This window comes from Bacillus sp. FJAT-28004 (assembly GCF_001280845.1).
Lineage (GTDB): Bacteria > Bacillota > Bacilli > Paenibacillales > Paenibacillaceae > Pristimantibacillus.
The window spans coordinates 4,267,974-4,280,471 of the sequence record NZ_LGHP01000001.1; the positions used below are offsets into that span (position 1 = coordinate 4,267,974).

At 47.4% G+C, this 12,498-nt stretch carries 11 protein-coding genes and 1 pseudogene; 5 read left to right on the top strand and 7 right to left on the bottom strand.

All coding sequences use genetic code 11. The annotated features are described in order from the left end of the window. Positions 1-291 precede the first annotated feature (291 nt). From AC787_RS18585 to AC787_RS18610, 7 genes and pseudogenes are all read right to left on the bottom strand, one after another. Positions 292-552, bottom strand: a complete 261-nt coding sequence (locus AC787_RS18585) for an HPr family phosphocarrier protein (RefSeq protein ID WP_054026145.1) — start codon at positions 550-552, stop codon at positions 292-294. Next, positions 545-2,278, bottom strand: coding sequence for a phosphoenolpyruvate--protein phosphotransferase (gene ptsP, locus AC787_RS18590; RefSeq protein ID WP_054026146.1), 1,734 nt, complete (start codon positions 2,276-2,278; stop codon positions 545-547). Before ptsP ends, AC787_RS18585 begins: the two co-directional genes overlap by 8 nt. After that, positions 2,278-3,456 carry a mannitol-1-phosphate 5-dehydrogenase gene (locus AC787_RS18595; protein WP_054026147.1) on the bottom strand — a complete coding sequence of 393 codons (1,179 nt, stop codon included), beginning with the start codon at positions 3,454-3,456 and terminating at the stop codon, positions 2,278-2,280. Before AC787_RS18595 ends, ptsP begins: the two co-directional genes overlap by 1 nt. After that, positions 3,453-3,890 (bottom strand): PTS sugar transporter subunit IIA, encoded by a 438-nt coding sequence (locus AC787_RS18600; protein WP_054026148.1) that lies wholly within the window; start codon positions 3,888-3,890, stop codon positions 3,453-3,455. Before AC787_RS18600 ends, AC787_RS18595 begins: the two co-directional genes overlap by 4 nt. 2 nt (positions 3,891-3,892) lie before the next feature. Next, the gene (locus AC787_RS18605; protein WP_054026149.1) at positions 3,893-5,590 is read right to left on the bottom strand and encodes a BglG family transcription antiterminator; all 1,698 of its coding nucleotides are present in this window, start codon (positions 5,588-5,590) and stop codon (positions 3,893-3,895) included. Between the two features lie 183 nt (positions 5,591-5,773). Continuing rightward, positions 5,774-5,947, bottom strand: a pseudogene (locus AC787_RS35400) (HTH domain-containing protein); the annotation flags it as partial. Between the two features lie 67 nt (positions 5,948-6,014). After that, positions 6,015-7,451 (bottom strand): PTS mannitol transporter subunit IICB, encoded by a 1,437-nt coding sequence (locus AC787_RS18610; RefSeq protein WP_054026150.1) that lies wholly within the window; start codon positions 7,449-7,451, stop codon positions 6,015-6,017. A 201-nt stretch (positions 7,452-7,652) separates the two neighbouring features. On the opposite strand from AC787_RS18610, the gene AC787_RS18615 reads away from it, so the two are divergent. The 5 genes from AC787_RS18615 (at position 7,653) to AC787_RS18635 (ending at position 12,452) form a co-directional block, all read left to right on the top strand. After that, a complete protein-coding gene (locus AC787_RS18615; protein ID WP_054026151.1) occupies positions 7,653-8,762 on the top strand; it encodes an ABC transporter ATP-binding protein in 1,110 nt (369 codons plus the stop codon). After that, positions 8,752-9,570, top strand: a complete 819-nt coding sequence (locus AC787_RS18620) for an ABC transporter permease (RefSeq protein ID WP_054026152.1) — start codon at positions 8,752-8,754, stop codon at positions 9,568-9,570. The genes AC787_RS18615 and AC787_RS18620 overlap by 11 nt, the downstream gene beginning before the upstream one ends. Next, entirely contained in the window at positions 9,554-10,354 is an 801-nt protein-coding gene (locus AC787_RS18625; RefSeq protein ID WP_054026153.1) for an ABC transporter permease, read from the top strand. Before AC787_RS18620 ends, AC787_RS18625 begins: the two co-directional genes overlap by 17 nt. Continuing rightward, on the top strand, positions 10,354-11,427 hold the full coding sequence (locus tag AC787_RS18630) for an ABC transporter substrate-binding protein (protein ID WP_054026154.1): 1,074 nt from the start codon (positions 10,354-10,356) through the stop codon (positions 11,425-11,427). Before AC787_RS18625 ends, AC787_RS18630 begins: the two co-directional genes overlap by 1 nt. 95 nt (positions 11,428-11,522) lie before the next feature. Continuing rightward, positions 11,523-12,452 carry a DMT family transporter gene (locus tag AC787_RS18635; RefSeq protein WP_054026155.1) on the top strand — a complete coding sequence of 310 codons (930 nt, stop codon included), beginning with the start codon at positions 11,523-11,525 and terminating at the stop codon, positions 12,450-12,452. The last annotated feature ends 46 nt before the right edge of the window (positions 12,453-12,498 follow it).

Consider the following 12,498-nt stretch of genomic DNA (forward strand, 5'->3'; position numbering starts at 1 on the left):
GTATCTTTTAATTATTCAGCATTAATGGTTAGTTCTATTGCATTTCTGCAGTGCAGCTCATGATGACGAGTGCCATGTGAGGTTTCTGTTGTATTTAGTGCAATGTAGCCAAGTTGGTATAGCGGATGTGTAGGAGGATAAACTTTTAATCCCGTTAAGTGTTAAGCATTTACGATCAGCGCGCCCAATGGCCAATCGCTATACATAACTTAGTTATGCCGGATAAAATAAAACGGCTGTCCGAAAAAGAAGGCATGATGCCTTCTTTCTCGGACAACCGCTAATTATTAGCTATTCATGTATGGCAGTAAGCAGCTGACCCAGCGCCTCGAGCGCCTGTTCTTCTTGTTCGCCGTCAATTTCCAAAGTGACTTCTTCATTCGCCGCGATGCCTAGTGTAAGCATGCTTAGCGAGCTTTTGCCGTTCACTCTTTTCCCTTTATTAATCACGTTAATCTTGCAAGGGAAGGTGCTGGCGGTTTGGACGAAGGTTTTAGTCGGACGAACGTGAAAGCCTGTCGGATTGATGATAGTGTAAGTTTTGCTAATCATGATGAATCACTCCGTTTCTTGTGCGTTCTACAAATTGTGTAATTTCCTGCGTGCTCCGCATGGTCAGCGCTTGATTGGCATGGACGGACCATTCGGACTGGTCGAGCTGTCCAATCAGCTCTCTTGCTTGTAGAATCGAGCCTGCGCTCATACTGAATTCATGCAGGCCAAGTCCGAGCAGCAAAGGTATTGCCGTCTGATCTCCTGCCATTTCACCGCACATGCCAACCCATTTGCCTTCCTTCTCTGCCGCTTGAATGACGAATCGAATGAGACGAAGCAGGGAAGGATGCCAAGGCTGATACAAGTACGATACCGTTTCATTCATACGGTCTGCCGCCATTGTATATTGAATCAAATCGTTAGTTCCGATGCTGAAGAAATCAACCTCAGGCGCGAAGAGGTCGGCAGCGACTGCCGCAGCTGGAATTTCAACCATCATTCCAACCTCGATATGCTCGGCAAGCTGAACGCCTTCGGCAATTAGCTTCTGTTTTTCTTCCTCAAGCAGCTTCTTCGCTTCAAGCAGTTCTTCTAATACAGCGATCATCGGGAACATAATTTTCAAGTTCCCGTAGCGGCTGGCGCGGAGAAGCGCCCGCAACTGCGTACGGAACAAGTCCTGTCTATCCAGACACAGACGCAAGGCGCGCTGTCCGAGGAATGGATTGGTTTCCTTCGGCAGCTCCATATAAGGAAGCTCCTTATCGCCGCCAATATCAAGCGTCCTTATAACGACGGGTTTCTGGTTCATTTTTTCAAGCGCATATTTGTAGCTGGTGAACTGTTCCTCCTCAGTAGGGAGGGAGCTGCGACCCATATATAGAAATTCGGTACGAAAAAGTCCGATACCTTCGGTGCCGTTGTCGATTGCCCGCTGAATATCTTCAAGGCTGCCGATATTGGCTGCCAGCTCAACCTGTTTGTCATCCTTGGATAAAGTAGGCTGATCCTTCAGCTTGCTTAATTCTACTCTGCGCAGATCATCTTTCTGCTTCTTGTCTTGATAAGCCGCCAGCTCCTCTTCAGTTGGCTCGATAAGGACGACACCTTGATTCGCATCCATGACGATCACGGCATGTGCCGGAATATCATGAATCGCGGAGCCGATCCCCACGATTGCGGGTATTTCCAATGAACGCGCCATTATGGCGGAATGGGATGTCCGGCTGCCTACTTCGGTTACAAAACCTCGTACGAAATCCAGATTGAGTTGGGCGGTATCAGATGGCGTCAAATCGCGCGCAACGATAATACATTCCTCCGAAAGGTTGGCGAGGTCGATATGCGAAACGCCGCGCAAATGGCTCATGATGCGGCCGGACACATCCTCAATATCAACAGCACGCCCGCGCAGCAATTCATCGGACATCGATTGCAGCAGCTCGATAAAGGATTGGGAGACCTCGTGCAGCGCGAATTCGGCATTCATGGCCTCATCGGAAATTTTTTGCTCAATCGCTTCAATAAGATCAGGATCCTCAAGAATCATCAGATGTCCTTCGAAAATTTCCGCTTTGTCTGCTCCAAGGCGCTCTTCCGTTGAGGTACGAATCGCCTCGACCTCATCTCGGGTAATTGCAACAGCATGGCGAAACTTTTCAATCTCCTGCGCACTGTTTTGAACAGATTGCTGAACCGGAATGAAACGATCGGCTGCGAGATGGAACACTTTGGTGATGGCGATGCCCGGTGATGCTGCTATCCCTTTAAGTGATAGTGTCATTAATTTCTTTCTCCTTTCGCCGCGGATTGGAGTGATTGCTCAAGCTTGCGGTATTGCTCAGCTGCATGTATATGAAGCGGATGCTGCTCATCTAAACTTGTATATTTGGTTATCGTAGAATGAAGGCCATGTTCCTTTATGGAAGCTTGCAGCTGAGCAGCCTCGGGATCATCTGTCGCATTAAAGTGTAAAGCTGCAGCCATAGCAGCTGTCAAATGAGTAGCAGGCATGCCGTATTGGTAAGCTAATAAGGCCGGTCTAACCAGACGGTCATTCGGAGAAAGCTTTCGAATCGGCGAGCGGCCGATTCGAACAACCTCGTCTACCAAGTACGGGTTGACGAAGCGCTCCAAAATTTGCTCAACATAGAGAGCGTGCTCTTTCTCATCGAATTGATAAGTTTGTACAAGAGCGGCACCCGATTCCTGCAAAGCGCCACGTACCTCAGCCAATACCTCGTTGTCGTTCATCGCCTCTTGGATCGTCTCGTAGCCTTTTAGGTAACCGTGATACGCTGCAACGCAATGCCCTGTATTGACAGTGAACAGCTTGCGCTCGATATACGGCTCCAGTTGATCGACGTAATGTACCCCGTCAATTTCCTTTAACGAATTTAGCAAAGGGGAGCGCTCTACAGTCCACTCATAGAAAGGCTCGACCGTAACTTGCAGAGGGTCCTCGTTCTGCTGCTGCGGAACGATACGGTCAACGGCGGCGTCAGGGAAAACGATATGCTGATCGGCCTCCGCCTGTGCTTCCGCAGATAGGTGGCCATAGACGAATTGCTTCAAAATTGTGCTGCCGCTAAGCGCATTCTCGCACGCAATAATGGGAAGAGTGGCTTTGCCGCTCCCTAGTCTCAGCTCAATTCCTTTGGCAACCGCAGCAGCAATATGCTTCAGTACCGATACGCCAACAGCTGTTGTGACGATATCGGCTTCTGCAATTGTCTCAGCGACTAAATCGATATTTTTGCCGTCAATAGCTGTTACATGGTCAACGAGATACGTATCGCCTTGTTCGTTAGCGATCTTCACCGCATATTGCCCTTTTGTTTGCAACTGCGACACAAGGGTGTCATTCACATCAACAAAACATACCTCGTAGCCCGCGTTATGCAGCAGCAGACCGATAAAACCTCTGCCTATGTTGCCTGCACCGAAGTGAACAGCCTTCATGATTCCATCCCCGATTCAAAAATAGAAATCAGCTCTTGTGCCGAGGAAGCGTTCAATATGCGCTGCATGTCTTCTTCCTCAGATACGAGCACAGCAACATTGGTCAAAATATCAAGGTGATCGTCGCCGACTGCCGCTAAACCGATAATTAATTGAGCCGGCTCCTCGCCGCCGAAGTCCACGCCTCCCGGTACGGTAATGATCGCCATCCCTGTCGATTGAATGAGCGCTTTTGATTCGTTAGTGCCATGAGGCATAGCGAGTCCTCCGCCAATATAGGTGGAAAGAGACTCCTCGCGCTCAATCATTTTGTCGATATAAGACTGCGGCGCATGTCCCGCGTCTACAAGCATTTGTCCAACCATGCGGATCGCTTCGTATTTGTCCTTTATATTAACGTTTAATTTTACTTTCTCTGTAGATAGAATGGTCATGACTATTCTCTCCAATCCAATTTGGTTTTTATATACTGTTCCAGCTTCTTTGAGATAAACAACTTGATGCTTGCCGCATGATCATGCGCAAGTAAAGTAAGCAGATCCGGCAGCAGCAGCATTGCGCTAATTTCACTAAGCAGCTCCAGACTATAGGAATCAAGCTTGAGAGGGCCAAGCATCATCAACAGGTGCTTGGCCTGAGCTTCTTCGTCCTCGCCAAGCTGCAGAGGTCTATCATACCGATATAGGGCAAGCAGCGGCTCTTTGATCCACTCACTGCGTGTATGAAGCAGGGCGAGCTCGGTGTCTGGTATGACAAGACTGCCTTGCTGCTCTCTTGCCAGCAATTGATCGACTATTTTATCGCTATTTGCAGCAATATACGGTTTCTCGAACAAGAAGAGCATGCTAGGCAGCTGATTCTCCAACTGCTCTTGACCTTCTAATAGCGGCAGGTCATGCACATGGAAGCCATCAAGCAGCCGAAGAACGATGCCGGAGTACAGCTGAAGCTGCAGCAAGCGATCCATAGGTGATTGACCGGCCTTGTCTTCGTCTGCTGAAAGGGCGGGGTTGACCTTCTTTAAGGTTGTGCCCTCTATATAGCTGCGAAGCTTATTTGTTTCTTCCGGCGTGAGCATGGGACTCAGCTTAATGTAGCGGTCCGGCTCTAAAGGCAAATCAACAGTTGAAATGATCAAGTCATAGCGGCTAGGCGGAAGTCTTGTCGCTTCATACCATGAATAATGACCGATCAGGTCGATTTGCGGCAGTACGTTAGCAATTTTGACAGCTAAAAGCTTGGAGGAACCAATGCCACTCGTGCAGACGAGAACAGCTCTTATCTTTCTTGGAAAAGGCTTCAACCGCTCCAAGGAAGCTCCGAAATGCATGACGATATAACCGATCTCCTCATCAGGCACTTTTAAATGTGTATAAACCTGTTGCACACCGCTTTGAACAATCGAAAATAACGGGCCATATTCCTTTTTTATTGGCACTAGCATCGGATTACGTATCGCGATACCGTCCTTAATGCGTTGGAAAGCTGGTTTTATATGCTGAATAAGTCCTTCCTCAAGCGATCGATCCTCCATAAGCGGCATGTGCAGCTGATCCTCTACATAGTGGATGAGCTGCTTGACGCCTTCGATGGTCGGCATATCGTCATGATGGATCAAAAGACCACTCTCTGGAAAAGCTTCGCTGCCTAGCAATTGAGAAAGATAAATTTGTTCTTCTATTGGAAGCTGTAGATTAAGCACATCAAGCAGGCTCCGCAGTAATGAAATGATTTCGCCTGAATGATATTCACTCGCCGAAACGAAGTAGTTCTGCTCTATGCGGGTTAACGCAACCGACAGCTTAATAAGCAATCTTGTATAGTCAGACTCGTTTAAAGTGATGGGCCATTCATCGTTTAGTTCCCATAGAGTGTGCTCGAGTCTCTTAAAGTTTTCTTTGCCGATCATGTCGAGCAGCTGTGCCGTGATCGGATTCGAGACCGCGAGGTTCTTGAATTGCCCGAATAAATCAGAGTCGTCGAGATGATTCATTGCAAGCAAGCTAATTGAATGACGTTTTGCTTCTTCAGGTCCAATAATTTCAACGCCGTAACCTCTTCTTCGAATGAGGGTCATCCCTTGCTTTACAATCATTTTCTCCAGCTCATCAAGATCGTGGCTGATGGTTGGCATCGTTACGCGCAGCTCGTGAGCGAGAGAAAATAGCTTTATCGGCTCGTCATGTTCGAGCAGCCTGCAGAGAATAATAATTTTGCGTTCTTCAGCCGAATATTCAAAGAAATCAGACGGCTCGAACGATTGCTTGAATCGCTCGAGAGTATCTTTGTCTGCTTCTACTCGGATGCCAAGCCCAGCTATTTTGTGAAGAACAATACCATTTGCGGCTAGTAACGATTCAATATCGGTAAGCTCGCGATGGATCGTCCTTGTGCTCGTTCCGACGATGGACGCGATATCGGCTGCGGTAATTTCTTGCTTTTGACTCAGCAGCAGTTCGATAATTCGACGTTGCCTAGTTGAGGCTTTGATAGGCTATCCTCCTTAGCAGAAGAATGGACTTAACGCCGACAGAAATCTGTCAGCGTTAAGTATGATGTTATGAACTTAGTCTTTGTACGAGCAAGTCATACTCAGGACTTTTGAGGAAATTATCGATAGAAATATGCTCGGCGTTTGGCGCTTTTAGCCTTGCGCGGTCGGTTAATGTTTTATGAGTGATCACGATGTCTGCATCGCCTGGAATATCATTGATCGCCGTGTTAATAACAGTGATCGGCAGCGCAGCAGCATTTACTTTTTTGCGTAATATAGAAGCCCCCATAGCGCTTGAGCCCATGCCCGCATCGCAAGAAAATACGATTTTGTTGACTTGCTCCTTCGTTAGCTGTACTTGTTCTGCGGAAGGTGAAGCGACATTGCCTTTGGATTCGGCTTTCATTTGCTGAACTTTTTGTGCAGCGAGTTCAAGCTCGCTATCGGCATCCTCATTCTGCTTACTGGTTTTTAGAAGCAATGCAGAGACAAGGAAGGAAACGATTGTTGCGACTACTACACCGCTCAACATGGCTAGCAATCCACCTTTTGGTGTCATGGTGATGTAGGCGATAATACTGCCTGGCGAAGGTGCGGCGACAAGGCCTGCTCCGAAGATAGAGAAGGTGAATGTACCGGCTACACCACCGGCAATAGCTGCAATAATCAAGCGCGGATTCATAAGGATATACGGGAAGTAAATTTCATGAATACCGCCGAAGAAATGAATGACAACAGCGCCTGGCGCCGATTGCTTAACCATTCCTTTGCCAAACACCCAATAAGCAAGTAGAATGCCAAGACCTGGTCCTGGGTTGGATTCCAGCATGTAAATGATGGATTTGCCTGCTTGCGATGCTTGATCCAGCGCGAGCGGTCCTAGTATGCCGTGGTTAATGGCGTTGTTGAGAAACAATACTTTAGCTGGCTCAATCAAAATATTCGCAAGCGGCAGAAAACCTGTGTTGATTAGCCACTCCACACCTGAAGCGAGTAGTTTGCTTACTGCGGCTACGACGGGTCCGATGCCCTTAAATGCAATCAATGCAAGCCCGCCGCCTATAATACCAGACGAGAAGTTATTGATGAGCATTTCGAATCCGGAAGGAATCTTTCCTTCAATAGATTGATCGAATTTCTTCAGCACCCATGCGGCGAAAGGGCCGACGATCATGGCTCCGAGGAACATTGGAATATCCGCCCCTGCAATAACGCCGAGTGTGACGATTGCGCCGACTACGCCTCCGCGTACGCCGTGAATCATTTGACCACCGGTATAACCGATGAGTATAGGGAGCAAGTAGGTAATCATCGGTCCAACAAGCGTTGCTAGACTCTCGTTCGGAATCCAGCCTGTTGGAATAAATAGTGCCGTTATGAGTCCCCATGCAATAAAAGCGCCAATATTCGGCATGACCATGCCGCTTAAAAAACGACCAAATCGTTGTACGGAAACTTTAACTCCGCCGGATACCGGTTGCTCGGATGTCAGTTTACTCATGCTTAAACCTCCAATGTATAATAATGTTCACTAAGTGAACCTGAATTAATCGTAATGTATAGCGCTTTCATATTCAATGAATTGAAAAATAGGTTGCGTCATGAGCATTGTTGACATCATTTTTCCTTTTAGTATTGCTGATTTTCGGGGATGCTGTATAATCACTATTGTTTCTTCTAAAAATGCAAAGGGGAATGCGATATGCAAGACCAAACGATTATTCGCTTTGAACATGTGACAAAGCAATATGCTCATAACGCTGCTGCCGTTCTCAAAGACGTCAGCTTTACAATAGAGCGAGGAAAATTTTATACGCTGCTTGGTCCGTCTGGCTGCGGCAAGACGACGGTGCTCCGGCTGATAGCTGGCTTCACTGAACCCTCGGAGGGTCAAATCTATTTTCATGGAAAAGTCATTAACCGCGTGCCTGCGAATGAGCGGCAAGTGAATACGGTGTTCCAGGATTACGCTCTATTTCCTCATCTAAATGTTTTCGAGAATGTTGCCTTCGGCCTGCGAATCAAGAAGATGAAAAACGCCGATGTGACGAATAAAGTTAAGGATGCGCTTCGTTTCGTCAACTTGGACGGCTATGAATCACGGGAGATTTCTGAGATGTCTGGCGGTCAGCGGCAGCGTGTTGCAATCGCACGCGCAATCGTGAACGAACCGGAAATTATTTTGCTGGACGAACCGCTCTCTGCGCTTGACCTTAAGCTTCGCACAGAGATGCAGTACGAGCTGCGCGAGCTGCAGCGCCGCCTTGGAATCACGTTTATTTTTGTTACGCATGACCAAGAGGAAGCGCTGGCGATGTCTGACGAAATTTTCGTTATTAATGAAGGGAAAATTCAACAAAGCGGAACGCCAACAGATATTTATGATGAGCCGATCAATCGCTTTGTCGCTGATTTCATTGGAGAATCCAATATTGTGCCAGGCCGAATGGTACGCGACTTCGAAGTGGAGTTCGCAGGTCATTCTTTTGAATGCGTCGATCAAGGACTCACGCCGAACGAGGCAGTTGATATCGTAATCAGGCCGGAGGATTTGGAAATTACTTCATCGGAGAACGGCAAGCTGCAGGTGCGGGTTGATTCACAGCTGTTCCGCGGCGTGCATTACGAGATTTGCTGTTACGATGAATCGGGTAATGAGTGGCTTGTCCATTCCACTCGCAAAGCGACGGTCGGAGAGCAGATCGGATTGACCTTTGACTCAGAAGCGATACATGTCATGAGACTGGGTGAAACGGAAGAAGAATTCGATAAGCGTCTTGAAGCGTACAGTGAGGCTGCAGATGTCGAATAAATCACGTAGTTTTTATCTCATACCTTATATGGCTTGGATCGTGCTTTTCGTTATTGCGCCGATTGTATTAATCGCTTATTACTCCTTCTTTGATGTGGAAGGCAACTTCACGCTGGACAATTATGTGAAGTTTTTCACGCCGGTATATATGCGAATGACGCTTAGCTCCTTTTGGTACGCGTTTCTGATAACAGCAATATCATTGCTCGTAGCGTACCCGGCTGCTTATTTATTGACGAAGACCAAGCATAAACAGCTATGGCTGCTGCTCATTATATTGCCAAGCTGGATTAATTTGCTGCTCAAGGCTTATGCGTTTATTGGTTTGTTCGGTACATATGGCTTTGCAAATTCCGTGCTGGAAGCGATCGGCATTGGGAAACAGCAAATTTTGTTTACTGACTTCAGCTTTATATTCGTATCCGTTTATATCTTTATCCCGTTCATGATTTTGCCGATCTTTAATGCGCTGGAGGAGATGAACCCGACGCTCGTATATGCGGCGCGTGATCTTGGCGCCTCGGCATGGACGACGTTCCGTCGTGTCATCTTCCCTCTAACCATCAGTGGTGTGAAGTCCGGCTGTATGGCTGTATTCATACCTGCACTATCGCTGTTCATGATCACGAGACTTATTGCCGGCAATAGGGTTATTACACTCGGTACGGCAATCGAGCAGCATTTTCTCGTGACGCAGGACTGGGGTATGGGCTCGACTATTGCTGTGTTCTTGATTCTAGCGATGGCTGCAATGATGCTGTTAACCGGCAATCGAAAGCGAGGTGCGGCAGATGAGCGGAAAAAATAAATGGTCGAACATCTATCTCGTACTCGTATTTGCAGTGCTCTACGCGCCTATTTTCTATTTAATGTTTTACTCGTTCAATAGCGGCGGATCGATGCGCAATTTCGAGAGCTTCACGCTCGATTATTACAAAGAGGTTTTCGAGGATACGCGTTTGCTCATCATCGTCTTGAATACGTTCGTCATTGCACTGTTGTCCGCTGCAATCTCGACGATTCTAGGTGTTGTTGGCGCCATTGCTATCCATCACATCCGCAGGAATCGACCGAAGCAATCGCTTTTGACGCTCAATAACGTACTGATCGTCAGTCCGGATGTCATCATCGGCGCGTCCTTTCTAATCCTATTTACGATGATTGGCATCAAGCTGGGCTTTGTGTCCGTCTTGCTATCGCATATCGCATTCAGTGTTCCGATTGTCGTTATTATGGTACTGCCGAAGCTGCAGGAAATGAGCTCGACGCTGATTGATGCGGCGCATGATCTAGGTGCAAGCTCATGGCAGGTGCTGACACGCGTTGTGCTTCCGTTCATCAAGCCGGGTATATTCGCAGGGTTCTTCATGGCGCTGACGTATTCGCTCGATGACTTTGCGGTAACATTCTTCGTGACAGGGAACGGCTTCTCGACGTTGTCTGTGGAAATTTATTCACGGGCGCGCCAAGGTGTGTCGCTATCGATCAACGCGTTATCGACACTTATTTTCTTATTTACGATCATACTCGTCGTTGGTTATTACTTCATTAACCAACGGAATGTGAAGCCGTCTAGCAAGGAGGGGCACTAATGACACAGTTGGTGCGTATGTTCGTTGTCGTGTTTGTTGTTTCATTTGGCCTTATCTACCTGACTGCCTATCTGAATGATAGTGAGGGCTACAGCGGTGACAATACACTGACGATTTACAACTGGGGCGATTATGTCGATCCCGAACTGCTCGAGCGTTTTGAAGACGAGACAGGCATTAAGGTCATTTATCAAACCTTCGATTCGAATGAAGCTATGATGACCAAAATTGGACAAGGCGGTACGACGTTTGATGTGAGTATTCCCTCTGAGTATGCGATTAGCAAAATGAACGAGGAAGGTTTGCTCTTGAAGCTCGATCACTCGAAGCTTCCGAATTTAAAGTATATCGATCCACGTTTCATGAATTTGTCGTTTGATCCCGATAATGCTTATTCCATTCCTTATTTTTGGGGGACAGTCGGGATTGTGTTCAATCCAGAGCTAGTGGGTGACCTTACCTTCACTAGTTGGAATGATCTGTGGGATGATAGTCTGCGCAATCAGATCCTGCTGCTGGATGGCGCGCGCGAAGTTATGGGCATGGGTTTAAACTCTTTGGGTTATTCGCTTAATGATACAGATGAGGCTCATTTGCAGGAGGCAAAAGCGAAGTTGCTTCAGATGACGCCTAACGTCAAAGCTATCGTTGGAGACGAGATTAAGATGCTCCTTGCGAATGAGGAAGCAGCTGTGGGGCTTGTCTGGTCAGGCGATGCATCGGAAATTATGGATGAGAACGATAAGCTGGATTATATCGTTCCAGAGGAAGGTTCGAACCTGTGGTTCGATAATATGGTTATTCCGAAGACGGCAAGAAATATCGAGGGCGCGCATCAATTTATTAACTTTATGCTCGACCCTGAAGTGGCTGCTCAGAACGCGGAGTATGTCGGTTATTCGACCCCGAATGATGCGGCGCTGGCGCTGCTGCCGGAGGATATTGCGACCGATGAGCGCTTTTATCCGAATGAGGAGCTGACTGGAAGGCTTGAGGTTTATGACAATCTCGGCAAAAGAATGTTAGCCCATTACAACGAGTTGTTCCTCGAGTTTAAAATGCATAAGAAGTAAACCAAATAGAAGGCATTTTTCTGATTGTTCCCATGCTATGATGGATGAGATATTTCCAGATCAGGCGACAAATGTGAATAGATGGGGCGGAGAGCATGAATAACAAATGGATGAATTATGGCGGTCTTATTCTAATCGCTGTTGTGTGGGGGGCGAACTTCGGCATATCGCGGTTAGCCATGGAGTCGTTTAATCCAATCGTTTTCTCGTTTTTGAGATTTGGTTTGGCTATTCCATTTTTCTTTCTCATTCTTAAGCTGACTGAGGGCAGCGTGGGTATTCCGTGGCGAATCGTGCCGAAGCTTGCTTTAATTGGGCTGGTCGGCATTACGCTGCTTGAAATTACGGTAATGTACTCGATTAAATATACAACCTTAGCCAATGCGTCGCTGCTGAACGTGGCGCCATGGCCGATCTTCGCTGCATTGTTTGCACCTTTGTTCATGCGCGAAACCATTACGAAGAGGCTTGTTGTTGGCGGGGCGATATCCATTGTTGGGGTATGCTTCGTCATACTTGGCGGCGGTGAAAGCTTCAGTCTCTCTTCAGAGAATATGATCGGCAACGCGATGGCGCTTGGAGTCAGTATCGTTGGTCCGTTATTTAATCTAAGCTCCATGTCGCTTATGAAGCAATATTCAGCTCTTCGGGTAAGTACGTGGACGATTGCATTTGGGTCGTTGTTTATGCTGCCGCTCACCTTCGGTGCTTGGGGGCAAACGGACTGGTCCGGCCTTAAGACAGGACATTATTTATCCATTGGATATAATGTGTTGATTTGCACGGTAGTAGCGTTTGTTGTTTGGAATGCTTGTATGTTTAAGGTTGGAGCGACGCGGTCGAACTTCTTTCGTTATGCGGTTCCAGCAGCAGCTGTTGTGGCTGGTTACGTGATGTTCGATGAGAAAATTGCGCTGCTGCAAATGTGCGGTGCAGGCTGCATGGCAGCGGGATTGATTTGGATCAGCATCGAGAGCAAACCACGAACCGAACCGACCGTGCCAGCGGCGGAGATAGGCGGTTAAGTGCTTTAATTAGTGTTTTGGTCTGGAAGTATACGGAACGAAATGT

Coding starts and splice junctions, on each gene's coding strand:
- AC787_RS18585 (WP_054026145.1), bottom strand. CDS start 552: ATGATTAGCAAAACTTACACTATCATCAATCCGACAGGCTTTCACGTT.
- ptsP (WP_054026146.1), bottom strand. CDS start 2,278: ATGACACTATCACTTAAAGGGATAGCAGCATCACCGGGCATCGCCATC.
- AC787_RS18595 (WP_054026147.1), bottom strand. CDS start 3,456: ATGAAGGCTGTTCACTTCGGTGCAGGCAACATAGGCAGAGGTTTTATC.
- AC787_RS18600 (WP_054026148.1), bottom strand. CDS start 3,890: ATGACCATTCTATCTACAGAGAAAGTAAAATTAAACGTTAATATAAAG.
- AC787_RS18605 (WP_054026149.1), bottom strand. CDS start 5,590: ATGCCAACCATCAGCCACGATCTTGATGAGCTGGAGAAAATGATTGTA.
- AC787_RS18610 (WP_054026150.1), bottom strand. CDS start 7,451: ATGAGTAAACTGACATCCGAGCAACCGGTATCCGGCGGAGTTAAAGTT.
- AC787_RS18615 (WP_054026151.1), top strand. CDS start 7,653: ATGCAAGACCAAACGATTATTCGCTTTGAACATGTGACAAAGCAATAT.
- AC787_RS18620 (WP_054026152.1), top strand. CDS start 8,752: ATGTCGAATAAATCACGTAGTTTTTATCTCATACCTTATATGGCTTGG.
- AC787_RS18625 (WP_054026153.1), top strand. CDS start 9,554: ATGAGCGGAAAAAATAAATGGTCGAACATCTATCTCGTACTCGTATTT.
- AC787_RS18630 (WP_054026154.1), top strand. CDS start 10,354: ATGACACAGTTGGTGCGTATGTTCGTTGTCGTGTTTGTTGTTTCATTT.
- AC787_RS18635 (WP_054026155.1), top strand. CDS start 11,523: ATGAATAACAAATGGATGAATTATGGCGGTCTTATTCTAATCGCTGTT.